This is a genomic window from Nonomuraea sp. KM90, from assembly GCF_052246675.1.
Classification (GTDB): Bacteria; Actinomycetota; Actinomycetes; order Streptosporangiales; family Streptosporangiaceae; genus Nonomuraea.
The window spans coordinates 67,301-92,278 of the sequence record NZ_JBQQCB010000014.1; the positions used below are offsets into that span (position 1 = coordinate 67,301).

The window sequence follows — 24,978 nt, forward strand, 5'->3', positions numbered from 1 at the left end:
CGTTCTTTTTGTGTGGAGCGCCCCGAACAGGCCAGGTCGTGGCGACCTGTCCGGGATGGAACCTCGGCGCGCCGGCTGACCGAGCGCCGCACGAGCTGGAGCGCCTACCGGACCGGCGTCATCGGGGTGGCTCTTCGCCGCAGAGCGCTCGGCGGAGGGCATCGTGCCGGTAGCCGCGGACTCGAACGCTCAGCCCGGCGTCGGGCGCGAGGGTTTCACCGCCGTGGATGCCGCCTGGATAGACGTGCAGTTCGACGGGCACGCCGGCCCAGGACAGCCGGCGTGCGTAATCGATCGCCTCGTCGCGCAACAGGTCGAGGTCGCCGACGTCGACGTACGCCGGCGGCAGGCCGGAGAGATCGCCGGCGCGCGCTGGCGCGGCGTACGGCGGCACCCGGTCTGTGCCGAAGTCCTCGCCGAGCAGCGCCCGCCAGGCCTGGATGTTGGCCTCACGACTCCACGCGCCGAAGCCGGTGTTGGCCGTGGTCGAAGGGGTCGACGACAGGTCGTCCAGCATGGGGGACACCAGCATCTGGTGGGCGATGGCCGGGCTGCCGCGGTCGCGGGACAGCAACGCCACCGCCGCGGCCAGCCCGCCGCCCGCGCTCGTCCCGTAGAGACCGATCCGGCCGGGGTCGATCCCGAGCTCGCGGTGCCGGTCCGCGACCGCCACGAGTCCGGCGTAGCAGTCGTCCAGCGCCGCGGGGTACGGGTTCTCCGGTGCCAGCCGGTACTCGACCGAGACGACGACGAGGCCGGTCGCCCGGGCCAGCCCGACGGCCTTCGCCTGATCGCCGTCGACGCTGCCCGCCACCATGCCGCCACCGTGAACGTAGTAGACGCAGGGCGACTGCCGGGCGCTCGCGTGCGGTCGGTACACGCGCACCAGCACGGGCACCGCCACACCATGAGTGATCGGCAGGTCGTACACCTCGATGTCGTCGGGCACGGCAGGGGCGGCTCGCCGGGCGGACAACTCGGCCTGCCGCCTGCGTCGCTCGGGAATGTCGCTGACACCGCTCAGACCTTGGGGACCGACCAGCCGCAGGTACTGATCGAGGCGCGCGCGGACCTGGGGATCGATGCGCTCGGTGATGTCCACGGTAGGCAACCTAGGAATCGGGTGGCGGTTGGACAACGCCGTCGCCGGCAAAGCGACCTTTCTCCACGGGAAAGCGCCGTCCCACCGGAGCCGGCGATCCCGTCCGGCGATCCGGTCAGGCGATCCGGTCAGGCAGGCGTGCGGCCAGATGGTCGACCAGCTCGCTGATCCGTCGGGGCACGTGGACGTCGTCGGACAGGAGCGCGTAGATGTCGGCAGGCGGCGTCGGCACCCCGGGCAGCACGCGCACCAGGGCCCCGCTCTCGAGGTGAGACCGGATCTGCCATTCCGACCGCATGATCACCCCGCGGCCCTGCAGCGCCCAGTCGGTCACGATGTCCCCGTCGTTGCTGGACAGGCGGCCGTGCACGCGTATCTGGCGCGGGTTCCCGGCGTCGCCGAAGCGCCACAGGGCGAAGTCGCCCTCGTTCTCGCGGAGCACGATGCAGTCGTGGTCGGCCAGGTCCTCCACGCGTTCGGGCGTTCCGCTCCGTTCCAGGTAGGAGGGTGCGGCGCAGGGAACGCGGCGGTTCGCCGCCAGCCGGCGCATCCGCAGGGAGGAGTCCGGGGGCGTGCCGACGTGGACGGCCAGGTCGAACTCGCGGCGGTGCGGCCGCAGGGGCAGCGCCGTCGTGCGCAACTGGATGCTCAGCCGGGGGTGCCGGGCGGTGAACTCGCCGAGCAGCGGCGCCACGTGCGCGCGTCCGAGGCCCAGGGTCGCCTGGACCACGACGGAGCCCCGCAGGTCGCCGGAGCGATGCGTGACCAGGTCATCGAGTTCGCGGACCTGGTCGAGGATCGTCTCCAGGCGCGCGGCGTAGACCTCCCCCTCGGGGGTCAGCGCGAGCCGGCGCGGGCCGCGGTGCACCAGACGTACGTCGAGCCGGCGTTCCAGGGCGCTGAGGCGCTTGCTGACGACAGGCAGGGAGCAGTCCAGCTCGCGGGCGGCCGCCGTGAGCGTTTCGCTGGAGGCGACCACCTGGAAGAAGTGGAGGTCGTCCATCGAGGTGGTCATCGCGTCGTACCGCGGCGGGATTGGCGCCGGCGTCTTTCCATGAGCGAAAGGATAGGTTGCTCCAGGCGTTCTTGTTGCGGCGTTTCCCGCCGACGAAGGTGGAGGCGCACCCGCCGGCCGGACCGGGTGCGCGCACTGTCGACGAGGCCGGAGGAGCGCCTGTGTCCCACCGTCACCGCATCGCGGTCATCCCGGGCGACGGCATCGGAGGTGAGGTCGTCCCGGAAGGGCTGCGGTGCCTGCGCGCCGCCGCGGAGGCCCATGGATTCGAGCTGGAGACCGTCGAGTTCGGGTTCGCCTGCGCCGACTACTGGGTGCGGCACGGCGAGATGCTGCCGCCGGACTGGCGGCAGGTGCTCGGCGGCTTCGACGCGATCTTCTTCGGCGCGGTCGGGTGGCCCGAGGTCGTGCCCGACCACGTGTCGCTGTGGGGCAGCCTGCTGAAGTTCCGCCGCGAGTTCGACCAGTACGTCAACCTGCGTCCGGTACGGCTGCTGCGCGGGGTGCGCAGCCCGCTGCGCGACCACGAGCCGGGCGACATCGACTTCCTGGTCGTCCGCGAGAACACCGAGGGCGAGTACTCCGACATCGGGGGCCGGATCTTCGAGGGCACCGACCGCGAGACGGTCGTGCAGGAGACCGTGATGACCCGAACCGGGGTGGACCGGGTGCTGCGGTACGCGTTCGAGCTGGCCGGCTCCCGGCCACGCAGGCACCTGACGTGGGCGACCAAGAGCAACGGCATCTCCATCACGATGCCGTACTGGGACGAGCGCGCGGCCGCGATGGCGGAGCGGTACCCGGACGTGGTCGCGGACAAGGACCACATCGACATCCTCGCGGCCAAGTTCGTCCTGCGCCCCGAGCAGTACGACGTCGTCGTCGCCAGCAACCTCTTCGGCGACATCCTCTCCGACCTCGGGCCGGCGTGCGCGGGGACGATCGGGATCGCCCCGAGCGCCAACATCAACCCGGACCGCACCTGGCCCAGCCTGTTCGAGCCGGTGCACGGCTCGGCTCCCGACATCGCCGGACGCGGGATCGCCAACCCGGTCGGTCAGATCTGGAGCGGCGCCATGATGCTCGACCACCTGGGAGAGCCCGCCGCGGCGGCGCGGATCGTGGCCGCGATCGAGACCGTGCTCGACGAGCGGCCGGAGGTGCTCACTCCCGACCTCGGCGGCTCCGGGACGACCGCGGGTCTCGGCACGGCGATCGCCGCCGAGATCGCGACCGGGGCAGCCGGGCGACGCGGTTCGCGGCCGAAGGCGACCACGACGTCATGACACCATCCTTCTCCGACCCGATCGGCCTGGAAGTGCGGTGGGACCGGCTCGCCGCCGCGACCGACGAGGCCGCCTCGACGATGCTGCGCACGGCCTTCTCGACCATCATCCGCGAGTCCAACGACTACACCGTCGTCCTGATGGACCGCCAGGGACGCACCATGGCGGAGTCGCGCGCCGGCATCCCCGGTTTCGCGGCCCTGATGAGCTCCCTCTGCGCCGTGGTGCTGGACAGGTTCCCGGCCCGGGAATGGCGGGACGGCGACTGCGTCATCACCAACGACCCGTGGATCGCGACGGGGCACCTGCCCGACATCGCCATGATCACCCCGATCTTCCACAGAGGCGCGCTCGTCGGCTTCGCCGGGACCGCGGCGCATTCCCCCGACATCGGCGGCACGCCGTCCATGGGAGCCACCGAGCTGATCTCGGAGGGCATCCTGATCCCGCCGTTGCGGCTGTTCCGGGCCGGCGGGGTGGAGCAGGGGGTCAAGGACCTCCTGCTGGCCAACGTCCGCCTCGCCGACCAGCTGTGGGGTGATCTGGAGGCGCAGGCCGCCGCGCACGCGGTGTGCCGGCGGCGGGCGCGGGAGTTCCTCGACGACTTCGGCGAGCCGGACTTCGAGCGGTTCGCCGCCGAGGTGCACGCGCTGGCCGATGCCGCGCTGCGGGCGGCGATCCGCGACCTGCCGGACGGCGTGTACCGGGCGGGCGTCGACGCCGACGGTGTCGAGGGGCACCCGACGCACATCGAGTGCACGGTCACGGTGAGCGGGGACCGGATCGGGATCAACTACGCCGGGAGCTCGGCCCAGGTGCCCTACTCGACCAACTCCACGCTGAACTACACGCGCGCGTACTCGATGTATCCGCTGAAGATCCTGCTCGATCCGGCCACGCGGACGAACTGGGGCTCTTACCAGGCGATCACCGTGACCGCTCCGGCGGGCACGATCGTCAATCCCACGTTTCCCGCGCCGGTCGTGGCGCGCCACCTGACCGGGCACCTGCTCTCGTGCGCGATCTACCAGGCGCTCGCACCGGTGCTGCCCGACCGGGTCATCGCCGACAGCGGCGGGGCGCCCGCGCTCCGCGTCCGATTCGCCGGTGTCGACGACGACGGTCGCCCCTTCTCGCAGATGCTGTTCGCCAACGCCGGCATGGGGGCCTCCAGGGACAAGGACGGGCTTTCGACCACCGCGTTCCCGACCAACTCCGGGAGCGGGAGCGTCGAGGCGATCGAGGTCGCCTCTCCCCTGCGGTTCGTGCGCAAGGAGCTCCGGGCTGACTCGGGCGGTCGCGGGCGGCGCCGCGGCGGGCTGGGGCAGGACATCGAGGTGCACAACCCGACCCGTCGTCCGGTGCAGATGGTGCTGCTGGGGGATCGCGAGCGGCACCCGGCCCTCGGGCTCGCCGGAGGGGAGCCGGGGGCGACGGCGTACGCGGTGCTGGACACCGGCGAACGCCTGTCCCTGAAGTCGATCTCCCAGCTGGCCCCGGGTTCCTCGGTGGTCATCTCGTTCCCCGGCGGCGGAGGGTTCGGTGCGCCGGAGGAGCGGGAGCCGCACCTGGCCGTGGCCGACGAGCTGGGTGGATATGTCCGTCCACCTGCGGTGGGACGGGAACAGACGGGTGAGGAGTCTCATCGATGAGTCGTACGGTCCGGATCGGGGTGGACGTCGGTGGCACGTTCACCGACCTGCTGCTGCACGACCCGGCACGCAACCTGACATGGCCCGGCAAACTGCCCTCCACGCCGCACGCCCCCAACGAGGCGATCACCGCGGGCATCGCGCGTCTGCTGGCGGAGACCGCCACGCCGGCCGGTGACGTCGCCGGGGTGGTGCACGGCACGACCCTGGTGACCAACACGCTGCTCGAGCGCACCGGCGCCGTCGTGGGACTGCTCACCACCAGGGGTTTCCGCGACACCCTGGAGATGGCCCGGGAGATCCGGTTCGACACCACCGACCTCCTCGCCCGCCCGGCCGATCCGCTGGTCCCGCGGCACCTCTGCCGCGGGGTGCGGGGGCGCATCGCCGCCGACGGCACCGAACTGGAGCCGCTGGACGAGGCCGAGGTGCTCGCGCAGGTGCGGGAGCTCCTCGATCGAGGCGTCGAAGCGGTGGCGGTGGCCCTGCTGCACTCCTACCGCGACGACAAGCACGAACGGCGGGTGCAGGAGCTGCTCGCGAGGGAACACCCGGCGCTGCCGGTCACCGTCTCCAGCGCGGTCGCTCCCGTGATCGGCGAGTACGAACGGGCGAGCACCGCATGCCTCAACGCCTACGTGCAGCCCCTGGTGGTGCGCTACCTCGACGCGCTGCGTGACGACCTGCTCGCGATGGGCATCGACGCGCCGCTGCACGTCATGCTGTCCGGAGGCGGGGTCACCTCCTTGGAGGAGGCGAAGGCGTTCCCCTTCCGCCTGCTCGAGTCCGGTCCGGCCGCGGGTGCGATCGCCGCTGCCGCCGTGGCACGCCGGCTGGGCGAGCCGGATGTCGTCTCGTTCGACATGGGCGGCACCACGGCCAAGATCGCGATCGTCGGCGGCGGTGAGCCTCGCCGCAAGCACGACTTCGAGGCGGGCCGCGTCGACAAGTTCAAGCCGGGCTCGGGGCTGCCGTTCAGGCTGACCGTCGTCGACATGATCGAGATCGGCTCGGGTGGCGGCTCGATCGCGGCGCCGGACCCGCTGGGGTTGCTCAAGGTCGGCCCGCGCAGCGCCGGGTCCGTGCCGGGGCCCGTCGCCTACGGCAGGGGCGGGGACCATCCGACCGTCACGGACGCGGATCTCGTGCTCGGCTATCTCGATCCGGCCGCCTTCCTCGGCGGGGAGATGGTGCTGCGGACCGCCGAGGTCCACAAGGCGGTGGACCGGGAGGTGGCGGGGCCACTCGGCCTCGACCGGGTCGGCGCCGCGTCGGGCATCGTCGAGGTGGCCACCGCGAGCATGGCGGCCGCCGCCCGGATGCACCTGTCCGAGCACGGCAGGGACCCCGCCGACTTCGCCCTCGTCGCGTTCGGCGGGGCCGGCCCGGTGCACGCGTACGGTCTGGCCAAGCAGCTGAAGATGTCACGGGTCATCGTCCCGATGCGCGCCGGCGTCATGTCCGCCTACGGGTTCCTCGTCGCCGCACCCACCGTGGACCAGGCGCGCAGCCTGCCCTCGGCCCTCGCCGGCGTCGAGTGGGACCGCGTCGCCGCCGTCTATGACGAGATGGCCGCGCACGCCACCGCGGTGCTGCGACCGGACCGTCCCGATCTGGTGCGGATCCGGCGGTCAGTCGACATGCGGTACGTGGGGCAGGGGTTCGAGATCGAGATCGGGCTCCCCGGGACGGACGTCGCCCGCACCGACGTCGAACTCCTCCACCGGGCCTTCGAAGAGACCTACCGCGCGACGTTCGGTCGCTCCCTCGACGGACCCGCGGAAGTCGTCAACTGGCGGCTTTCGGCACAGCTGCCCGGCCACGACATCCCCGTGGGATGCGCGCCCGTGGCCGGCGACCCCCGGCGCGGGGTACGCGAGGTGTGGCTCCCCGGGCACGGCCGGCTCCGGGCGACGGTCTGGGACCGGTACCGCCTGCGACCGGGAACGGAGATCACGGGGCCGGCGATCTTCGAGGAGCGCGAGTCCTCGTGCTGTTTCGGACCGGAGTGCCGCATCCGGGTCGACCGTGATCTGACGCTCCTCGTCGACCTCGCGCGCTGACCTCGGGCGGCCGGGCATGGTCCTTCAGAACCGGGCGACGGTGGCCGCCGCGGGTGTCGTGGGCGCGGCGAGCAGGTCCCCGAGCCCGCCACGGGCGTCCTCGATCACGAGCGCCTCGGCCGCCGCCGAGTCACGCGCCCGCAACGCCCGGACGAGCGCCCGATGGCTCGTGTAGCGGTGCAGGCCGAACTCGGCGTCGTGGCTGATCCGTTCGATCAGCCTGGCCCGGCGCTCCGGCCACGAGAACACCCGGGTCTGGTCGAGCAGCCGCACGAGGACCGGGTTGCCGGCGCAGGACTCGACGACCTCGTTGAAGCGCTGCATGGCGTCGAGCAGCCGGCCGAGGTGCCGCGACAGCTCCTGCCCGGCCTTCTGCCGCTGCTTGATGAGGATCAGCAGGTCGTCGGCCTCGTCGAGGATGGCGTCGAGCTGGTCCAGCTGCTCCGGGGACGCGTGCCGGGCGGCGAAGCGGGCCACCATCCCGCGCAGGGCCACCTCGACCTCGGCGAGGTCCTGGATGGCGACGTCGCCGAACGTGGCCACCTGCACCGTCCTCGGCCCCGTCCGTTCGAGCAGGCCGTCCTGCTCCAGGCGCCGGATGGCCTCGCGCACCGGCGTCGGGCTGACCGACAACCGCTCGGCGAGCCCCCGTTCGGTGACCTTCTGGCCGGGACGTAGCTCCCCGATCGTGATCGCGTCGCGGATGGCGCGGTACGCGCGGTCGGCCAGGGTGCCGGCCGTCAGGCCCTTCAACGTCTCATCCGCCATGCGATCAGTCTAACTGCCATGGCAAAGCCCACTTGAGACTCTTGACCGTCTTGCTATAGCAACCGTAGCGTTGTGCTCGCCACAACGGCGAAGTGAAGGGAAGGTGTCCAATGTCCACGACGATGAGCGGGCAGCCCACGCGAGCGGGACGCATCACCTTCCTCGTCTCCCTGGCGGTCTTCGCGCAGGAGTCGACGTGGAACCTCTACGACTCGCAGGTGCCGCCGTTGCTCCGCGAGCACATCGGCAGTGCCGCGCTCATCGGCCTGCTCATGGGGATGGACAACCTGCTCGGCATCTTCATCCAGCCGTGGATGGGCAACCGGTCGGACAACACCCGCACCTCGTGGGGAAGACGTATCCCGTACCTCGTCGTCGGGATGCCGCTGGCGGCGCTGCTGTTCCTCGTCATCCCGCATGCCGCGGCCTCGTTACCCCTGCTGATCCTGGTGATGTTCGCCTACGCGCTGGTCGCGAACTCGTTCAAGCCCATCGCCGAGTCCCTGCTCCCGGACTTCATCCCGCCGCAGCGCCGGAGCCGGGCCAACGCGGCGGTCAAGATCGCGTCGAGCCTCACGGTGATGGTCGCGGCGCTGATCAGCATCTTCCTGATCGACGACTTCCCGAGATTGTCGTTCGCGATTCCCGCGGTCCTGATGGTGGCGTCCGTGGCCCTGCTCGCCGCGAAGCTGCGGGACAGCCGGTCCCCGGCCTACCGGACGGCACTCGAGGAGGACCGCGAGCGGCAGGGTACGGCGGCGGCGAACGTGCGGGTGCGGGTGCGGGACGTCGTGCTCGACATCGTGCGGGATCCGAACCGCAGCAGGTTGCTGCTCATCGTGGCCATCCTCCTCTTCGGCGGTGCGTGGGCCGCCTCCCGGGCCCTCATGACGCCGTACGGCATGGAGGTGCTGGACCTGTCCCGCGGCGAAGCGGGCGGGCTGACCCTGCCCAGCGGGGTGGCCTTCATCGTGGCGGCCTACCCGGTGGCGATGCTCGCGGAGCGCTTCGGCCGGCTGCGCGTGATGATGGCCGGGATGGCGGTGTTCGCGGCCGGCCTGGTGCTCGGCACCGTGGTGCAGACGCCCACCGGCGCGGTGGTCGGCCTGTGCGTCGCGGCGGCGGGCGCGTCCTCGTTCCTGGTCAACGCGGTCGTCGTCCTGTGGAACCTCGCCCCGTCCGACGGGGTGGTCGGGACCTATACCGGTCTCTACACCGTCGGATGGGTGGGCGGCGGCTTCCTCGGGCCGGCGGTGGTCGGCGGCATGGTCGACCTGACGAGCTGGTCCCTGCTGCTGGTCCACGTCGCGATCATCGCGGTCGTCGCCGTGCTGACGGTCGCGCGCGTCAGCGCCCTGCAACGACGCTCCTCCTCCGGACGTGTGCTGTGACGGCGACCCGCGTGCTGATCACCACGGACTACCTCCGCCCCGGCGACGAGGTCGACGAGTTCCTGCGACTCTCCGGCCTGGAGACCGTGCACCTGCCCATGGTCGGCCGGCGCGACCCCGAACAGCTCGTGGCGGCGCTCGCCGGGATCGACGCCGCGCTGGTGGCCAACGAACCGCTGACGGCCGACGTCCTCGCCCGCGCGCCGAGGCTGAGGGTCATCGTGCGGACAGGCGTGGGCTACGACTCGGTCGACGTGGCCGCCGCGGCCCGGCTGGGGATCAGCGTGAGCAACCTGCCCGGCATCAACGCCAACGCCGTCGCCGAGTACACCATGGGTCTGTTGCTCGCGGGCGCCCGACGCCTCGTGCAGTCCGCACACGGTGTGGCCCGGGGGGCCTGGCCGCGCGAGGACGGACGTGAACTGCGCGGGTCGACCCTCGGGCTCATCGGCTACGGCGCGTCGGCGCGGGCGGTGGTGCCGCTGGCTCGCGCCTTCGGCATGAACGTGGTCTGCTCCACCGGCGTGCCGGCGCGGCTGCGCAGCGATCCGTCGGTCGCGTTCGTCGACCTGGCCGAGCTGCTGGCCACCGCCGACTACGTCTCGGTGCACACCTCGCTCACGGAGCGGACCCGAGGCCTGCTCGGCGAGTCGGCGTTCAAGCGGATGAAGCCGACCGCGCTGCTGGTCAACACCGCGCGTGGTCCCATCGTCGACGAGGACGCGCTCGTCGCGGCCGTACGGGCGGGACAGATCGCGGGCGCCGCGCTCGACGTCGTGAGCGAGGAGCCGCTTCCGCCCGGCAGCCCGTTGCGCGGCGTCGACGGCATCGTCGTCTACTCCCACATGGCCGGGCAGACCGCCGAAGCACGAGCCGCCGCGGGGCTCAGAGGGGCCGAGGAACTCGTGGCGGCGCTCGAAGGCCGAGCACGGTTCCCGGTGAACTGACACCGAGAGAAAGAGGGACATGGACAGCGAACCCGTCAAGCCGGTCCGGGTCCTGTCGCCGAGCGGCATGCTCGGCGCGGGCTGGGACCACGCGACGATCGAGCGCGGCATCGCCCTGGGTGCCGACGTCATCAGCATCGACGCCGGGTCGACGGACTCCGGCCCCTACTACCTCGGCTCCGCGACCCCCAAGACGACGGCCAAGGCGGTGGCACGCGACCTGCGCAGCCTGCTGACGGCCGCGTCCGGAGCGGGCATACCCGTGATCGTGGGCTCCTGCGGTACGAGCGGGACCGACAGCGGCGTCGACTGGGTCGCCGGGATCGCGGCCGAGGTGATGGCGCAGGAGGGCCTGGACCTGAAGGTCGCCCGGATCTACAGCGAGCAGGACGCGACCCGGTTGAAGGAGCACCTCGACGCGGGCCGGATCCACCCGCTGCCCCCGTTGGGACAGCTGCGCGCCGAGACCCTCGAGAGCTGTACCCACATCGTCGGCGCGATGGGCCACGAACCGATCGTCGAGGCACTCCGGGCCGGTGCCCAGGTCGTGCTCGCCGGCCGTGCCACCGACACGGCGGTGGCCGCCGCCTACCCGCTCATGAAGGGGCTGCCCGCCGGGCCGACGTGGCACGCCGCCAAGATCGTCGAGTGCGGCGGTCAGTGCACCGGCAACCCGCGCGCGGGCGGCGTCCTCGCCACCATCGACGCCGACGGCTTCACCATCGAACCGCTCGACCCCACGGTGTCGTGCACGCCGATCTCGGTGGCCGCCCACATGCTCTACGAGACCGCGAACCCGTTCGAGATGCGGGAGCCCGACGGCACCCTCGACGTCCGGGACGCGCGCTACACCGCGGTCGACGACCGGATCGTCCGCGTCGAGGGGTCGCGGTTCCACGTCGCCGACCAGTACACGATCAAGCTGGAGGGCGCCCGGATCACCGGCTACGAGACCATGTCGTTCACCGCGATCCGGGACCCCCTCATCCTCGCCGACATCGACGCCTGGGCGGACCTGATGCGCACGATGATCAAGCGGCGGGTGGGCCAGACGCTGGAGCTGGCGGACCACGAGTACGCCTTCGACCTGCGCCTCTACGGCCACAACGCGGTGCTGGGCGACCTCGAGCCCGAGACCGGGCCGCCGCGGGAGGTGGGCGTGATGCTGCTGGTCAACGCGCCCGACCAGGCGACGGCCACGGCGATCGCCAAGGTCGCCAACCCGCTGATGCTGCACCTGCCGACGCCGGCGATGGACTACCTGCCGAGCCTGGCGTTCGCGTCCTCGCCGGCCGAGGTCGAGCGCGGCGCGGCGTACGAGTTCGTGCTGAACCATGTCGTCGACTGCGCCGACCCGACGAGCCTGTTCCGCATCGAGACGGGAGACGACGCCGATGCCTGAGACCACCCTGGCGGACCTCGCCCACGAGGTCCGGTCCAAGAACGCGGGCCCGTTCTGGGTCACCATGGAGCTCTTCATGCGCGACGCCGACGGCTACCGGATCGCCGCGGACGAGTCCTTCCTGAACGAGCGCGTGATCGCCGAGCTCTACCGGGTCGAGGAGAGCACGGTCCAGATGTTCCGGATCCCGTCGCTGAACGTCGTGAAGATCTCCTTCCCGCGTCCCATCAGCCAGGGATCGCTCCGGGACCGCGACATGCACGCCGGCCAGCACCACGTCCCTCTCGCGCGCATGCCGATCAGGCGGCCGGCCGACCATGATCGCTGACGACCTCGGCACCTGGGCGGCCGCGCTGCGGTTCGACGACCTCAGCGAGCACGCGGTCCACACGGTCCGGCAACGCCTGGTCGACACCCTCGGCTGCGGGCTCGGCGCGTTCGACGCCGAGCCCGGCCGGGCGGCGCGACGTCTAGCACGCGCCCTTCCCCCGGGCCCGTCGACGGTACTGGGCACGAGAAACACCGCCACCGCGGACGTCGCCACGTTCGTCAACGGGACGATGGTGCGCCACCTGGACTTCAACGACGGCTACCTCGGGCTCGAGCCCGGACATCCCAGCGACAACATCGCGGCGTGCCTGGCGGTCGCCGAGGCCGAAGGGCGCTCCGGCCGGGACCTCGTCACCGCCATCGCGCTCGCCTACGAGGTACAGGTCCGGTTGCAGGACGCCGCGAACCTCTACCGCCGCGGCTGGGACCACGTGAACTACGTGCTCGTGTCCGCCACGCTCGCCGCGGGCAAGCTCATGGGCCTGGAGGCGCGGCAGCTCACCCAGGCGGTCAACATCGCCCTGAACGGGCACATCGCGATGCGCCAGGTCCGGGCAGGCGAACTGTCGTCGTGGAAGGGTTCCTCCGCGCCGAACGCCGCCCGGAACGGTGTCTTCTCCGCCTGGCTGGCCAGGGAGGGGTTCACCGGCCCCGCACCTATCTTCGAGGGCGAAATGGGGTTCATGCGGCAGGTGAGCGACTCCTTCGTGCTGGAGCCACTGGCGTTCCCTCGCACCCCCGGCAGCACGTACGCCGTGTCCCGGACGCTCACCAAACTGCTGCCGACCAACGGTGAGATGCAGACCGCGGTGTGGGCGGCGCTCGACCTGCGCGAGAAGATCGCCGACCTCGCCGAGATCGACCGCGTCGTCGTCGACACCACGCACATCGGCTGGACGATCCTGGGCAAGGACCCGGAGAAGTGGCGCCCCACCACGCGCGAGACCGCCGACCACAGCCTCCCGTACACGGTGGCCCGCGTGCTCGTCGACGGGGAGCTGACGGCGTCCTCGTACGAACCGGACGCGCTCGCCGACCCCGCCGTCGCGGCGTTGATGGCCCGCGTCGAGGTTCGCGAGGACCCGGTTCTCACGGCGATGCTGCCGACCCGCATCCCCAATCGGGTCACCGTCCGCCTCAGGTCCGGTGAAGAGCTCGTCCGCGAGGTCCACGACGCCCCCGGCGGCCACCGGACCCCGATGACCGACGAGCAGTTCGAGAAGAAGTTCGTGGCCCTGGTGGAACCGCTGACGACGGCAGCGCGGTGCGGCCGGATGCTCGACGAGATCTGGAACGTCGACCTGGCGCCGACCGTCACCACCCTCATGCGGGCCCTGGTCGTCGACGACGAGCCCGATGGCGGATGAGCCCGCCTGCTCTCGCCTCGATCCGAAAGGGGAGCTCTCGTGATCCGTCTCGCGGACCTGCCTGCCGCACACCCCGGCCGCCGGCTGCTGACCGGCCGTACCCCGTTCTTCGCCGCGCCGGCCGAACCGCGCTGCGGCTACTGCGCCTACGTCCCCAGGACCTGGACTCCCGATGCCCGGATGCCGGTGCTGGTGGCCGTGCACGGCACCGGGCGCAACGTCGGCGCGTTGCGGGAGGGACTCATCCCCTTTGCCGACCGGCACGATGTCATCGTCGTGGCACCGCTGTTCCCGGCCGGCATCGACGATCCGGACGACGTGCACAACTACAAGAGCATCGACGCCCACGGCATCCGGTTCGACCTGGTGCTGCTCGATGTCCTGGAGCAGGTCCGGGTCCGGTGGAACGCGCGGGTGGACACGGTGATGCTGTGCGGGCACTCCGGCGGTGGCCAGTTCGCCCACCGGTTCCTCTACCTCCACCCGGAGCGGCTCGCCGCCGTCGCGGTGAGCGCGCCGGGCAGCGTGACCCTGCTCGACCACTCGCTCGCCTGGCCGGCCGGCATCGGCGACACCCGGGAGCGATTCGGGATCCCCGTCGACCCCGCCGCGGTCGCCCGGGTGCCGGTGCTGCTGGTCATCGGCGGTGACGACGACGGGCGGGCCGACCTGGCCGCCATGGGTCATCCCGGCCGCAGCCGGCCGGAGCAGCTCGACCGCCTGGCCGGGAGCCTGGCACGGCACCGAACCACCGTCCGGAAGGTCGAGGTGCCGAAGGTGGGCCACGATGCCGCGGGAACGCAACCGCCGATCATCGACTTCTTCGGCGACCTGCTCACCGGCCACGCCGACTCCGGGATGCGGTCGGAAGCCCGTTCGCCCGGGCGCGACGCGCCGCCGGCACAACAGCGCACCCCGGTCCACCGCGAGCGGTGAACTCGAAGACGCCCCCTGGCCGAGGCGACGGCGCTGACGGCGGAGCTCACGTTTCGCTGATCGTGTCGCCGCAGGTTCGGGGTCACCAGGGGATGACGCCGTCGTCCTCGAAGAACGAACCGGTCGGGCCGCCGTCGGGCAGCGTGGCGAGCCGGATCGCTGTGGCTGCGCCCTGTTCGGGCGCGGGGTCCTTGGAAGCCGGTGAAGTCGGTCGCGACCAGGCCCGGGCAGGCGGCGTTGATCAGGATGCCGGTATCGGCGAACTGCCGGGCGTACTGCACGGTGACGGCGTTGAGGAACGACTTCGACGGCGAGTAGGCCGCCATGACAGGGCCGATCTCGATGTCCGGGTCCGCCTGCCGGGTCAGGGACGCGACGCTGCTGGAGACGTTGACGATGCGTGGCGAGGCCGAGCGCCGCAGCAGCGGCAGCATCGCGTTGGTCACCCGGATGACACCGATGACGTTGGTCTCCACGACCGTGCGGACCACGTCGAGGTCGAGCGTGGTCGGGTCCTGCACCCACCCCGGACCCACCTCTCCCGAGATGCCGGCGTTGTTGACCAGGGCGTCCAGGCGCCCGGCCTGCCGTTCGACCAGCTCCGCGGCATCGGTGACGCTTCGGTCGCCGGTCACGTCCAGCGGCACCCCGAACGCGTTCACCCCGCCGGCGCGCAGCTTCTCGACGGCGGTCTCGAGCCGGGCCCCGTCTCGGGCTCCCACGCCCACGCGGTATCCGAGGGCGCCCAGCCCGGCCGCGATCGCGTAGCCAATCCCCTTGTTCGCGCCGGTCACCAGCGCGATCCTCGTTTCGCTCATGCCGTTGATGTTCGCTGCCGGACGAGCGGGGCAGCCAACACCGATCCGGTGCCCTGTCATACCCGGTAGGTATCACTGGCTATGCTGTGGCCGTGGACACCTTGGAGACCCGCGAGCTGAGGTACTTCATGGCCGTCGCCGAGGAGCTGCACTTCGGCCGCGCCGCCGAGCGCCTCGGCATGGCCCAGCCGCCACTGTCCCGGGCGATCCAGCAGCTCGAGCGGCGCCTCGGCGTCTCCCTGCTCGAACGCAACCGCCGCGGCGTCTCCCTGACCGGCGCCGGGGAGGTGCTGCTGCACGAGGGCCGCGCGGCCCTCGACGCGACCACCGCTGCCGCTCGCCGCACCCGTCGCGCCGGTGGCGCTGACCGTTCGGGCAGCCCCCGCCATCGCCTGGTCCTGGCGGTGAAGGCCGCCGGGTCTCACGAGCTGCTGCGGAAGATCCTCGACGCCTACGCGGCCGAGCCCGACGCCGCCGAGATCGAGGTGCTGCCGTGCGGCATCTGTGAGCAGGAAGAGCTGCTGCGCGACGGCCGCGCCGACGTGGCGCTCATGCACGCGCCGTACAACTCCCTCGCCGGGTTCGACAGCGAGGAGCTGATGACCGAGGGGCAGATCGCCATCCTGCCCGCCCGGCACCCGCTCGCCGCGCGCAGGACGTTGTCCCTGGCCGACGTCAGCGACGTCCCCGACCTTCCGCTCGCCCGCTGGCCCCACCACGGCACCTACCCACCCGGCCCGGGCCCCGAGGTCCACGACCAGACGCAACTGGCCCAGCTGATCGCCCTCGGACGCACCGTGGCCGTCCTCCCCGACTCCGCCCGCGCCTGGCTGTGGGCCGAGCACACCGCCGTCCCCTTGACCGACGCGCCCCCCGTCGTCACCCACATCGCCTGGCCCGCGCACAGCCGCTCCCTCGCCCTCGCCGGACTGATCCGCACGGCCACACAGCTATGACCCTCTCTTGCCGTTCATACTGGTACGCACCTCCAAGAGCGGTCTCTTAGTGGTCCGGCTCGCCTGCTGTACCCGGCTCGTGCCACGGGCGGCCGTTCCGATGTTCCTGTGGGAGGGGTCACTCGGCCTCCGGCTGGTCGTCAAGGGGTTCAAGCCCTCCCCCTCACCGCCGCGATGATCGCGCCCGGCACGCCCTGACCCGCGAACCACCGCGTGGGAGACGCCGCGGCGGGCGCCGGGCGGTTGAGGCCGGGCGGGCCAGAACTCGTGAATCAGAGGTCGCGCGGCGAGACGGTCTCCATGGCCCGCTTCTAGCGACCTCGGAGGGGGTGGTCAGGATCATCGCCCGTGGTCGGGCTCGGGACCCGGCGCAATCTCGATGGCGTGGGTGGCTGTGGCCAAGGCCGAGATCGGCGCGCGCCATCTCAGAATCAAATCTCACTAACATTAGTTTTTGAGATGGCGATAGATGGTCGCTCTGGAGACCTCGAAACGGGCGGCTAGCTCTTCGGCGCTGCGGCCCGCGGCGTACAGGGAGCGTGCCTGGGCGATCTGTTCTTCGGCCAGAAGGGCTCGTCGTCCGCCGTTGCGTCCCCGGGCGCGGCCACGCGCGCGGGGCGCGGCCGGTTCGTTCAGCAGCGCCCTGGCGCCGTCCAGGATCAGGCCGCGCAGCCGTTCGGCCGGCTCGTCCCGGAACAGCACCACCGGATCGGCCAGCCCGGCGACCACCTGGCAGGCGCGCACCCGCTGCTCGAGCCCGCCGCCCGGACCGGCCACCAGGTCGTTGGCCAGGGCGATCGCGGTGCGGAAGCGGTCGGCGATCGGCGCCTGTACAAGAAGCGTCATGTCCTTGACCAGCATGGTGAGCGTCTGACGGTGGCGCAGGTGCACGTCGACATAGCCCTCGATCGCCCGCCACCGCACCTCCTCAACGCTGTCGCACGACTCGGCCCGGGCCAGTACCGCCTCCAGTTCGTCCAGCAGCGGCAGGGTGAGCCGGCGGAGGATCTCCTCCTTGGAGTCGAAGTGGTAGTAGAGGGCGGCCTTGGTGATGCCCACCTCGTCGGCGATGGCCTGCATGGAGGTGGCGCGGTAGCCGCGGGCGGCGAACAGGGCACGCGCCGCCTCCAGGATCCGCTCGGATGTCATGGATCTCACTTACCTGCGGTCAGTTTCTTCGCTAGAGTACTTACCGGCAGTCAGTCTATTGCCGCAGGGATGATCTGTATGCGAACCAAGGTGTCCTTCACCGCTGACGGCGTCCGCTGCGCCGGCTACCTCTATCTGCCCGCCGGGTCCGGACGGGTGCCGTGCGTGGTGCTCTGCCACGGCTTCAGCGGGACGATGGACCGGCTCTTCGACTACGCCGAGCGCTTCGCCGCCGAGGGCTTCGCGGCACTGGTCTTCGACTACCGAAGCTTCGGCGAGAGCGACGGCGAGCCCCGCCAGGTCCCCGACATCGACGGCCAGCTCGTCGATGTCCGCGCCGCCGTGGCCTTCGCCCGGCGGCACGAGCGGGTCGACCCCGGCAGGGTGCTGCTGTGGGGCAACTCGCTGGGCGGCGCGCACGCCATCACCGTGGCCGCGAGCGATCCCCGGATCGCCGTCGTGGTGGCGCAGATCCCGTTCAACGGATTCCCGAAGAAGGTGGAGGGACGCTCGGCCGGTGAGACGCTGCGGCTGCTGGGGGCGATCGTCTGGGACGCGCTACGCGGCAAGCTGGGCCTGCGGCCGTACTACATCCCCATGGTGGGACGGCCGGGAGAGCTCGCCGTCACCGCGACTCCCGAGGCCGACCAGCACATCCAGACCCTGACCGGCGGGCAGACGACGTTGTGGCGCAACAGCGTCGCGCCCAGAGGGCTGCTGCAGATGATGCGCTACCGGCCCGCCGAGGCCGCGGCCCGCCTGGCCTGCCCGCTGCTGGTCTGCGTCGCGGCCGAGGACCGGGAGACGCCGCTGGAGACCACCCGGGTGCTGGCCGACCGCGCGCCGCGCGGCGAGCTGCGTGTCTACCCCGGCAGCCACTTCACCTTCTACACCAACCCCAGCTTCCGGGATCGTGTGGTCGCCGACCAGATCGCCTTCTACCGCCAGACTTCCGCGACCGTGTGACGGAGGACGCCAGTGAGCGAAAAGGATCATGGCCGCCAAAAGTAAGCGTCTCGGAACCCGCATCGAGCGCTTGATGCAAAATGACAAGTACTTGCTATCGTCCGTCAAGTGAACCACGCAAGTACGGCAGCACACGTCGAACTCGCCGGGGAGCTCCTCCGGCTGGTCGAAACCCGGGTCGTCGACCCGCTGGAGATCCTTCTCGAGTCGGATGACCAGGTCCGGCCGATACGGGAACGGCTGCGCATCGAGGCCGAGGTGTGGGCGGCACAGCTGCTCGGCCCGGACGACGCCCTCGCGGTCCGTACGTCGGCGCGCCTGATCGCGGCGGCCTTCCCCGGCGACGGGCCGTTCGACCCGCCGGAGGCGTGGTGGCGTTCGGCCTTCGGGCAGGCCGTCGCCCGCCGCGTGGGCCACCCGGGGGCGGTCGCCGTGTCGTACGCCACGGCCGCGGCCATGCTCGGCATCACCCGCCAGGGGGTTCACGACCTCGTCAAGCGCGCCAAGCTCGTACGCCATCCCGACGGCGGGGTGACCACCGAGTCCGTACGCGCCCGGCTCAACCAACCGAAGGAGCAGCGTGCCCCCTCAGGACATCACCCTCGCTGACCACGTCATCCCGCCCGCGGCCCGCGACCACGGCGGCGCCGGCTCCGCCGTACCGCGCCTGCATGGGCTGGGCGGGCGCTCGAAGCGCGGGACACCCTCGCACCGCTCCAGGCCCGAAGGCACCGGGTCGTCACCGTCGACCTGCGCGACCTGCGCGACCTCGCCGAGCTGAACGCCCGGTTCCCCGCGGAAGGGTGAGCAAGCGCAGGCCGGCCCCTGGCGTCAGGCGGTGCGGCGGGAGCGGGCCAGAGCCAGCCCACCGGCGACCATGGCGATCGGCCCGACCACCAGGTCCACGTAGCCCCCGACGATTCCGTAGCCGGCGCCGGGACCGCCCTCGGCGGCGGCCACGACCAGCCCGCCGATGACCGTGCAGGCCAGCCCCGCCGCCAGGGCCACGACGGCTCCCCTCCTCCCCCCGTTGCCGATACGACCGGCGGAGCGGGCCAGAGCCAGGCCGCCGATGACGACGCCGGCCAGCCCCAGCAGCGCGGCCACCGCGGACCACAGACGCCCGGCGGTCAAGGCGTAGGCACCGACAGGCTGGGCCACAACGTGCGCGGCTGCCGGTGTGGCGAGCCCCACGATTCCTGCGAGGGCGGCCGCGGCGGTGGTCAGCAGGTTACGGACGGACATGGGGATCCCTTCTGTAGAGCTGTCTGCCTGTACGCACACACGCACAAGATCACGAGAGGATCGAGGGGTACGGTCATCGGGGCCTCGATCGCGCGCTTGGATTCGCTGCGGTCAGCCGCTCGGCTCGGTGCGCCGGGAGCGAGCCAGAGCCAGCCCGCCGAGAACCGCACCGACCAGCCCGAGCATCAGGGCCAAGGCTGCCCCGAAGACTCCGTTGCCGGTGCCGAGACCGCCGTCGGCGACAGCCAGTTTCACCGCGCCGTTGAGCCCGCCGGTCAGCGCCACCACCAGGGCCACGACGGCTGCCCTCCGCCCGCCGTCGCCGACACGACGGACTGAGCGCAGCGCCAGCCAGCCGATGGCCACGCCGCCCAGCGCCACCAGTGCGGCCACGCTGGCCCAGATCCGCTCAGGGGTTCCGAGGAACGTGTCGACACCCTGGCCCGCGCATTCCGCCGCCGACGTACACACGGGCGAGGCCGCCTGTGCGGCAATCACATACAGGACGGACATTGAGCTTCCTTTCGGTCGCATGACGGGCGTCGGCAGCGTGTGCAGCGCGGTGACCCGGCCGATGCCGGCCGAGGTGCCGGTGACGAGCGCGAGCGCCTGGGAGGGGTTTCACGAATCGATCGTCGCGCCGTCGAGGCGGCCACGGCCTCCGGCAGCGGACGGCAGCGTCTACGCAGCTCCGCGTACACGGTTCGTGCCTCGGTACGCCCGTCGTCGTAGGCGGCCGCGCGTCTGGTCGGAGTGTTCTCGCGGGCGGCAACCGTAGGATCGCGGCATGGAACACCGCGTGGTGTCGTTGCGCCTGCCCGCGCCGGCGCAGGACCTGTTGCTCGCGCTCTTCATCACCGTGATGCAGGTTCAGGGCACGATAGTCCGCAATGCCGGCGAGGTGGTGCAGCGTCCCCTTACCGACCTCGGGAACCTGGGATATGTCCTGCTGGTCGTGAGTGGCGTGGTCGTTGTCGCCCGCCGCCGGTGGCCGGTTCCGGTGTTCGTCGTCACCGCGCTCACCAGCCTGGTGTACTACGGCCTCGACTTCCCGGACGGGCCCGGTTGGCTCGGGCTCTTCGTCGCCCTGTACGCCGTCGCCGCCTACGGTGACGGGCGCCGGTCGCTGGTGATCGCGGGCGTGGGCACCACGATGCTCGCCATCGCCTGGCTGGTCGCCGCGGCCGACATCGAGCCACGCGCCGCCATCGGCTGGGTGTTCTTCCGGATCGGCGCGTCGGTCATGAGCGCGGCCCTCGGCGAGTCGGTGCGGTCCCGGCAGGTCATCGCGGCCGAAGCGCAGGAGCGCGCCGCGCTGGCCGAACGGACCCGCGAGGAGGAGGCGCGGGCGCGGGTGGACGCCGAACGGCTCCGGATCGCGCGCGAGGTCCACGACACCGTCGCGCACGCCATAGCGATCATCAACGTCCAGTCCGGCGTCACCGCGCACGTGCTCGACAAGCGGCCCGAGGTGGCACGCGAGGCGCTGCGGGCCATCGAGCAGACCAGTTCCCGGGCGCTGCAGGAGATGCGGGCCATCCTCGGGGTGCTCCGTGACGACGACGGTGACGGCGGGCGCGTGCCGTACCCCGGGCTGGGGCAGATCGACGAACTGGCCGCCAAGGCACGCGAGGCGGGACTCGACATCCAGCTAGAGGAGACGCCGCCCCCGACCCCGCTGCCGAGCGCGGTGGGAAGTGCCGCGTACCGGATTGTTCAGGAATCGATCACCAACGTGGTCCGCCACGTCGGCCCGACTCGGGTGACGGTCGCGCTCAACCCCGGACTCGAGGCCTTGGAGATCCGCGTGACCGATGAGGGCCGCCGTGCCGCCCCAGTTCATGGCCCCGCGGTCCCGCGCCCACCGGCCCCGCATCCGGCCGGCGCCGGCGGCTCGGCCAAGCCCGGTCGCGGCATCCTCGGAATGCGCGAGCGCTGTCAACTGCTGGGCGGAGAGCTCGACGCCGGGCCGCTCGCGGGTGGCGGGTTCGAGGTCAAGGCACGACTGCCCCTCGCGCCGACCGGGGCGCGTCTATGAACGCGGCGGTCGCGTCACCGCTGACCAACGCGCCGATCAAGGTGCTGGTCGCGGACGATGAGCGTCTCGTACGTTCCGGGTTCAAGGTGCTGCTCGACCTCGAGGACGACATCACGGTGGTGGGAGAAGCCACCAACGGCGCCGAAGCCGTCGAGCGGGCCCGCGCCACCCGCCCCGACGTCGTCCTCATGGACATCCGCATGCCCAAGCTGGACGGGATCCAAGCCACCGCCCAGATCGCCGGGACGCGCGGGCTGGAGCAGGTCCGAGTCCTCATCCTCACCACCTACGACACCGACGAGTACGTCTTCGACACCTTGCAGGCCGGTGCCAGCGGCTTCCTGCTCAAGGACGCCGGGCCGGCCGAGCTCCTCCAGGCCATCCGGGTGATCGCCGCCGGAGACGCGCTGCTCGCGCCGCGGATCACCCGACGCCTCATCGGCCAGTTCACCGCGCGCCGAACAGCCGCCCGGGACGCGGACGAGCGGCTCGCGGTGCTGACCGAGCGCGAGCGCGAAGTGCTGGCCCTGGTGGGACAGGGCCTGAGCAACCACGAGATCGGTGCCAAGTTGTTTCTCAGCCCGGCCACCGCGCGCACCCATGTCAGCCGCGCGATGACGAAACTGGGTGCGCGCGACCGTGCGCAACTGGTCGTCATCGCGTACCGAACCGGACTGGTCAGCCCTGCGACGTAAGGCACGGGCCGCTTCGAGCCCCCACCGACGGCTGGTGGGCTCATCAGCGACCACCAGCGGGCCGGCTTCTGAGCCGAGCTCAGGGCCGCTGCCGGAACGAGGCCGGCGTGGCGCGCACGAGGTCGGCGGCGCCCCAGCCGGGGTCGAACTGGGCGCCGGGGGTGCCCCGCGGTCGCGGCGCAGCACCGGGTAGGCTACGGCAGCCGGCGGACCGGGACGGTGGTGGACCGGTTCTGGCTGGACGGCCCGCTGAGGAGCTCAGCGGTGGAACAGGCCGGGTTCATGGAGCGGCCGGCCACCCTGCGCCCGCCCGCCTCGCGCGCGCACCAGCGCGCCGTCCCGCGACCTGATCGAGCAGGAGAAGAAGGACGGGTACGTGCTGTACGCCAAGTCAGGCCGGCAGAACGCCCCCGGCCCCGGCACGGGCTGGCGGGCCGGGTGGGTCGAGCGCGCCACGCTCGCGCGTGAACCGCTGCACCGGCTGAACGTCCCGCCCACGGCGTGAGCGTTTCCCACAAGGACCCCTCCGACCACGGCGACCGTCGCACGGTCGCCGTGGTCGTCGCCATCCAGGCGGCCATCTCGCTGGGCTACTTCGCGGCGATGGCGCACGTCGTCATACACCTCAGAGTCGACCTGGGGTTGGCCGCCGGGCTGATCGGCCTGGTGCTGGCGCTGCGCAATCTCGTGCAGCACACGCTCTCCCTGCCGGTCGGCGCGCTGGTGGACGTGCTCGGCCCGGTGCGGATCGGAATGGTGGCGTGCCTGCTGCGCGCGGCCGGGTTCGCGCTGCTGGGCACCGTGTCCTCCCTGCCCTGGCTGGTCGTCGCGGCGGTGTTGCTGGGCACGGGCGGGGCGCTGTTCCATCCGGCGGCGCAGTCGCTGCTGGCCGGGCTCGCCGAACGGCGAAGGGCGCGCGGATACGCGGCGTACGCGATGACGTTGCAGGTCGCGGCGGTGCTCGGCCCGGTCCTTGGGCTGGCGCTGCTGAGCGTCGGCTACTGGCTGGTGGCGCTGACGGCGGCGGCGCTGTGGGCCGGCGCGGCGTTCCTGTTCTCACTGGTGCGGCACGTTCCGCGCGTCCGGGTCGGGAGCGGGGTCGTCTCCGGGGTGCGAACGGTCCTGCGGGATCGGGTCTTCCTCTGGTTCGCGGCCGTGTCGACGCCCGCGGTGCTGCTGACGGACCAGTCATCGGTGGTGGTGCCGCTCGGCGGCGTGGACGCGGGGCCGGTGACCGTGTTCTCCTGCGTGCTCGCCATGGTGTCGGCGGCGGTCCAGCCGTGGTACGCGGTGCCCGGCCGCGCCGACCGGCCCCGCGTGCTGCGCGTGGGGCTGTTGTTGGCCGCGGGCGGCCATCTGCTGCTGGCGGCCGGCGCGGGCGGCGGGTTGACGGGCCTGGTGGTGGTGGCCGTGTTGCACGGGCTCGCCGACGGCCTGCTGCAACCGGCGGTGTTCCAGACGATCGCCCGGCTCGCTCCGCCGGCGCGTTTCGGGACCTACCTGGGCGTGCAGACGTTCCTCTCGGGTCTGTTCGCGTTCGCCGGCGGCATTGCCGTGGGCTGGTCGTTCGACCGGGGGCCGAGCGGGGCGACGGCGGCGCTGGTCGTTCTGGCGTTGACCGGTTGTGCCGCGGCGGCCTGCACCCGCTCGCTCCCCGGGCAGGGGGCCGACGCCCGGGGCGTGTGGCAGGCGGTCAAGAGCGACAGCGGCTCATCCGGTTCCCAGGAGCACCAGCAGCCGGCCGAATCCCGGTGACGCCGAGGCTGATGGGCCGGGACGGTGGCCACATTGCGCGAGGCAGATGGGAGGGTTGTTCGGATACGCGAGAATGCCCGGTGTGATTGTGAACAAGGCGATCTACTGCAACGGCGTGCGTGAGACCATCAGCGGCGACATCAGCGATGCCTTCAACGCGGCTCGGGCCAGGGGCGACTGCTTCCTGTGGATCGGCCTGCACGAGCCCACGCAGGAGGAGTTCGATCTGATCACCAGCGAGGTGAAGCTGCATCCGCTGGCGGTGGAGGACGCCATCCATGCCCATCAGCGGCCCAAGCTCGAACGCTACGACGACACCCTGTTCGTGGTGCTCAAGCCCCTGATGTACGTGGAAGAGACCTCCGACATCGAGGTCGGCGAGATCAACATGTTCCTGGGCGACGACTTCTTCATCAGCGTCCGCCACGGGCAGGCCAACCCGCTGAGCGGGGTGCGCAGGCGCGTCGAATCCGATCCCGACCTGCTGGCGGCCGGTCCGGCCGGGGTGCTGTACGCGGTCTGCGACCAGGTCGTCGACACCTACTCCCAGGTCTCCCACGAGGTCGAGCACGATCTCATCGCGCTCGAACGCCGCGTCTTCAGCGGCGAGAACACCGATGTCACCGCCGACATCTACTCCCTCAAGCGCGAGGTCCTGGAGTTCCGGGCCGCCCAGGACCCGCTCGTCCCGGTCCTGGAGGAGATCGTCAAAGGCCGGGTGGCATTGTGCGCCGGCACCCGCGACCAGTTCCGCGATGTCCTGGACCACCTGCTCCGCGTGGACGCCCAGGTCGACGAGCACAACGAGCTGCTCACCAGCGCCTTGAGCGCCCACCTGGCCCTGGTCGGCCGTGAGCAGAGCACGGTGGCCATGCAGCAGAACGCCGACATGCGCAAGATCTCGTCATGGGCCGCCCTCATCGCCGTCCCCACCATGATCGCCGGCATCTACGGCATGAACTTCGACTACATGCCCGAACTGCACTGGCTGCTCGGCTACCCCTTAAGTCTCACCGTCATGGTCATCGCCGTGCTCATCGTCCACCGGCTGCTGCGAAAGAGCGGATGGCTATGAGAACACCCAATCTCCCCCGCAG

General features: G+C 71.5%; 23 protein-coding genes. 16 read left to right on the forward strand and 7 right to left on the reverse strand.

What is annotated here, in order from left to right; genetic code table 11:
* Positions 1–118 precede the first annotated feature (118 nt).
* On the reverse strand, positions 119–1,102 hold the full coding sequence (locus tag ACTWPW_RS17825) for an alpha/beta hydrolase (RefSeq protein WP_443169307.1): 984 nt from the start codon (positions 1,100–1,102) through the stop codon (positions 119–121).
* Positions 1,103–1,217: 115 nt separating this feature from the next.
* On the reverse strand, positions 1,218–2,117 hold the full coding sequence (locus tag ACTWPW_RS17830) for a LysR family transcriptional regulator (protein WP_443169308.1): 900 nt from the start codon (positions 2,115–2,117) through the stop codon (positions 1,218–1,220).
* A gap of 161 nt (positions 2,118–2,278) precedes the next feature.
* Here ACTWPW_RS17830 and ACTWPW_RS17835 point away from each other — a divergent pair, with 161 nt between their 5' ends.
* The 3 genes from ACTWPW_RS17835 to ACTWPW_RS17845 are packed head-to-tail and all read left to right on the forward strand — an operon-like array spanning position 2,279 to position 7,118.
* Positions 2,279–3,403: a tartrate dehydrogenase gene (locus ACTWPW_RS17835; RefSeq protein WP_443169309.1), complete on the forward strand. Its 1,125-nt coding sequence runs from the start codon at positions 2,279–2,281 to the stop codon at positions 3,401–3,403.
* Entirely contained in the window at positions 3,400–5,055 is a 1,656-nt protein-coding gene (locus ACTWPW_RS17840; protein WP_443169310.1) for a hydantoinase B/oxoprolinase family protein, read from the forward strand. Before ACTWPW_RS17835 ends, ACTWPW_RS17840 begins: the two co-directional genes overlap by 4 nt.
* Positions 5,052–7,118 carry a hydantoinase/oxoprolinase family protein gene (locus tag ACTWPW_RS17845; protein ID WP_443169311.1) on the forward strand — a complete coding sequence of 689 codons (2,067 nt, stop codon included), beginning with the start codon at positions 5,052–5,054 and terminating at the stop codon, positions 7,116–7,118. The genes ACTWPW_RS17840 and ACTWPW_RS17845 overlap by 4 nt, the downstream gene beginning before the upstream one ends.
* 24 nt (positions 7,119–7,142) lie before the next feature.
* On the opposite strand, the gene ACTWPW_RS17850 is transcribed toward ACTWPW_RS17845, so the two are convergent.
* Positions 7,143–7,886, reverse strand: coding sequence for a GntR family transcriptional regulator (locus tag ACTWPW_RS17850; protein ID WP_443169312.1), 744 nt, complete (start codon positions 7,884–7,886; stop codon positions 7,143–7,145).
* Positions 7,887–7,996: 110 nt separating this feature from the next.
* Between ACTWPW_RS17850 and ACTWPW_RS17855 the strand changes: the two genes are divergently transcribed.
* From ACTWPW_RS17855 to ACTWPW_RS17875, 5 genes are read left to right on the forward strand one after another with little or no spacing between them, the layout of a single operon-like run.
* Positions 7,997–9,277: an MFS transporter gene (locus ACTWPW_RS17855; RefSeq protein ID WP_375111031.1), complete on the forward strand. Its 1,281-nt coding sequence runs from the start codon at positions 7,997–7,999 to the stop codon at positions 9,275–9,277.
* Positions 9,274–10,224, forward strand: coding sequence for a phosphoglycerate dehydrogenase (locus ACTWPW_RS17860; RefSeq protein ID WP_375111032.1), 951 nt, complete (start codon positions 9,274–9,276; stop codon positions 10,222–10,224). The genes ACTWPW_RS17855 and ACTWPW_RS17860 overlap by 4 nt, the downstream gene beginning before the upstream one ends.
* A 19-nt stretch (positions 10,225–10,243) precedes the next feature.
* A complete protein-coding gene (locus ACTWPW_RS17865) occupies positions 10,244–11,626 on the forward strand; it encodes an acyclic terpene utilization AtuA family protein (RefSeq protein WP_443169313.1) in 1,383 nt (460 codons plus the stop codon).
* Entirely contained in the window at positions 11,619–11,954 is a 336-nt protein-coding gene (locus ACTWPW_RS17870) for a DUF4387 domain-containing protein (RefSeq protein WP_375111034.1), read from the forward strand. Before ACTWPW_RS17865 ends, ACTWPW_RS17870 begins: the two co-directional genes overlap by 8 nt.
* On the forward strand, positions 11,944–13,323 hold the full coding sequence (locus ACTWPW_RS17875; protein ID WP_443169314.1) for an MmgE/PrpD family protein: 1,380 nt from the start codon (positions 11,944–11,946) through the stop codon (positions 13,321–13,323). The genes ACTWPW_RS17870 and ACTWPW_RS17875 overlap by 11 nt, the downstream gene beginning before the upstream one ends.
* A 683-nt stretch (positions 13,324–14,006) precedes the next feature.
* Here ACTWPW_RS17875 and ACTWPW_RS17880 read toward each other — a convergent pair.
* Positions 14,007–15,077 carry an SDR family NAD(P)-dependent oxidoreductase gene (locus tag ACTWPW_RS17880; protein WP_443169315.1) on the reverse strand — a complete coding sequence of 357 codons (1,071 nt, stop codon included), beginning with the start codon at positions 15,075–15,077 and terminating at the stop codon, positions 14,007–14,009.
* Between the two features lie 92 nt (positions 15,078–15,169).
* Between ACTWPW_RS17880 and ACTWPW_RS17885 the strand changes: the two genes are divergently transcribed.
* On the forward strand, positions 15,170–16,033 hold the full coding sequence (locus ACTWPW_RS17885) for a LysR family transcriptional regulator (protein WP_375111038.1): 864 nt from the start codon (positions 15,170–15,172) through the stop codon (positions 16,031–16,033).
* A 447-nt stretch (positions 16,034–16,480) separates the two neighbouring features.
* Here ACTWPW_RS17885 and ACTWPW_RS17890 read toward each other — a convergent pair whose 3' ends face one another.
* Complete coding sequence (locus ACTWPW_RS17890; protein ID WP_375111039.1) at positions 16,481–17,182, reverse strand: TetR family transcriptional regulator; 702 nt, start codon at positions 17,180–17,182, stop codon at positions 16,481–16,483.
* A gap of 78 nt (positions 17,183–17,260) precedes the next feature.
* Between ACTWPW_RS17890 and ACTWPW_RS17895 the strand changes: the two genes are divergently transcribed.
* Together ACTWPW_RS17895 and ACTWPW_RS17900 are read left to right on the forward strand one after the other, a co-directional pair.
* Positions 17,261–18,148 carry an alpha/beta hydrolase gene (locus ACTWPW_RS17895; RefSeq protein WP_443169316.1) on the forward strand — a complete coding sequence of 296 codons (888 nt, stop codon included), beginning with the start codon at positions 17,261–17,263 and terminating at the stop codon, positions 18,146–18,148.
* Between the two features lie 108 nt (positions 18,149–18,256).
* Entirely contained in the window at positions 18,257–18,757 is a 501-nt protein-coding gene (locus tag ACTWPW_RS17900) for a hypothetical protein (RefSeq protein WP_443169317.1), read from the forward strand.
* A 222-nt stretch (positions 18,758–18,979) separates the two neighbouring features.
* Here ACTWPW_RS17900 and ACTWPW_RS17905 read toward each other — a convergent pair whose 3' ends face one another.
* Both ACTWPW_RS17905 and ACTWPW_RS17910 read right to left on the reverse strand, forming a co-directional pair.
* Positions 18,980–19,393 (reverse strand): DUF6223 family protein, encoded by a 414-nt coding sequence (locus ACTWPW_RS17905; RefSeq protein ID WP_375111042.1) that lies wholly within the window; start codon positions 19,391–19,393, stop codon positions 18,980–18,982.
* Positions 19,394–19,504: 111 nt separating this feature from the next.
* Positions 19,505–19,906: a DUF6223 family protein gene (locus tag ACTWPW_RS17910; protein ID WP_375111043.1), complete on the reverse strand. Its 402-nt coding sequence runs from the start codon at positions 19,904–19,906 to the stop codon at positions 19,505–19,507.
* 274 nt (positions 19,907–20,180) lie between these two features.
* Between ACTWPW_RS17910 and ACTWPW_RS17915 the strand changes: the two genes are divergently transcribed.
* The 5 genes from ACTWPW_RS17915 (at position 20,181) to ACTWPW_RS17935 (ending at position 24,956) form a co-directional block, all read left to right on the forward strand.
* Positions 20,181–21,431: a sensor histidine kinase gene (locus ACTWPW_RS17915; protein WP_443169318.1), complete on the forward strand. Its 1,251-nt coding sequence runs from the start codon at positions 20,181–20,183 to the stop codon at positions 21,429–21,431.
* Positions 21,428–22,126, forward strand: a complete 699-nt coding sequence (locus ACTWPW_RS17920) for a response regulator (protein WP_443169319.1) — start codon at positions 21,428–21,430, stop codon at positions 22,124–22,126. Before ACTWPW_RS17915 ends, ACTWPW_RS17920 begins: the two co-directional genes overlap by 4 nt.
* Positions 22,127–22,502: 376 nt before the next feature.
* Entirely contained in the window at positions 22,503–22,631 is a 129-nt protein-coding gene (locus ACTWPW_RS17925; RefSeq protein ID WP_443169320.1) for a hypothetical protein, read from the forward strand.
* Positions 22,628–23,881: an MFS transporter gene (locus ACTWPW_RS17930; protein WP_443169321.1), complete on the forward strand. Its 1,254-nt coding sequence runs from the start codon at positions 22,628–22,630 to the stop codon at positions 23,879–23,881. The genes ACTWPW_RS17925 and ACTWPW_RS17930 overlap by 4 nt, the downstream gene beginning before the upstream one ends.
* A 73-nt stretch (positions 23,882–23,954) precedes the next feature.
* On the forward strand, positions 23,955–24,956 hold the full coding sequence (locus ACTWPW_RS17935; RefSeq protein ID WP_375111048.1) for a magnesium and cobalt transport protein CorA: 1,002 nt from the start codon (positions 23,955–23,957) through the stop codon (positions 24,954–24,956).
* Positions 24,957–24,978 lie beyond the last annotated feature (22 nt).

Excerpts from the sequence above, each read along its gene's own strand:
- ACTWPW_RS17830 (WP_443169308.1), bottom strand. The coding sequence starts at position 2,117 with ATGACCACCTCGATGGACGACCTCCACTTCTTCCAGGTGGTCGCCTCC.
- ACTWPW_RS17840 (WP_443169310.1), top strand. The coding sequence starts at position 3,400 with ATGACACCATCCTTCTCCGACCCGATCGGCCTGGAAGTGCGGTGGGAC.
- ACTWPW_RS17845 (WP_443169311.1), top strand. The coding sequence starts at position 5,052 with ATGAGTCGTACGGTCCGGATCGGGGTGGACGTCGGTGGCACGTTCACC.
- ACTWPW_RS17850 (WP_443169312.1), bottom strand. The coding sequence starts at position 7,886 with ATGGCGGATGAGACGTTGAAGGGCCTGACGGCCGGCACCCTGGCCGAC.
- ACTWPW_RS17855 (WP_375111031.1), top strand. The coding sequence starts at position 7,997 with ATGTCCACGACGATGAGCGGGCAGCCCACGCGAGCGGGACGCATCACC.
- ACTWPW_RS17865 (WP_443169313.1), top strand. The coding sequence starts at position 10,244 with ATGGACAGCGAACCCGTCAAGCCGGTCCGGGTCCTGTCGCCGAGCGGC.
- ACTWPW_RS17870 (WP_375111034.1), top strand. The coding sequence starts at position 11,619 with ATGCCTGAGACCACCCTGGCGGACCTCGCCCACGAGGTCCGGTCCAAG.
- ACTWPW_RS17875 (WP_443169314.1), top strand. The coding sequence starts at position 11,944 with ATGATCGCTGACGACCTCGGCACCTGGGCGGCCGCGCTGCGGTTCGAC.
- ACTWPW_RS17880 (WP_443169315.1), bottom strand. The coding sequence starts at position 15,077 with ATGAGCGAAACGAGGATCGCGCTGGTGACCGGCGCGAACAAGGGGATT.
- ACTWPW_RS17890 (WP_375111039.1), bottom strand. The coding sequence starts at position 17,182 with ATGACATCCGAGCGGATCCTGGAGGCGGCGCGTGCCCTGTTCGCCGCC.
- ACTWPW_RS17895 (WP_443169316.1), top strand. The coding sequence starts at position 17,261 with ATGCGAACCAAGGTGTCCTTCACCGCTGACGGCGTCCGCTGCGCCGGC.
- ACTWPW_RS17905 (WP_375111042.1), bottom strand. The coding sequence starts at position 19,393 with ATGTCCGTCCGTAACCTGCTGACCACCGCCGCGGCCGCCCTCGCAGGA.
- ACTWPW_RS17910 (WP_375111043.1), bottom strand. The coding sequence starts at position 19,906 with ATGTCCGTCCTGTATGTGATTGCCGCACAGGCGGCCTCGCCCGTGTGT.
- ACTWPW_RS17915 (WP_443169318.1), top strand. The coding sequence starts at position 20,181 with ATGGAACACCGCGTGGTGTCGTTGCGCCTGCCCGCGCCGGCGCAGGAC.
- ACTWPW_RS17920 (WP_443169319.1), top strand. The coding sequence starts at position 21,428 with ATGAACGCGGCGGTCGCGTCACCGCTGACCAACGCGCCGATCAAGGTG.
- ACTWPW_RS17935 (WP_375111048.1), top strand. The coding sequence starts at position 23,955 with ATGCCCGGTGTGATTGTGAACAAGGCGATCTACTGCAACGGCGTGCGT.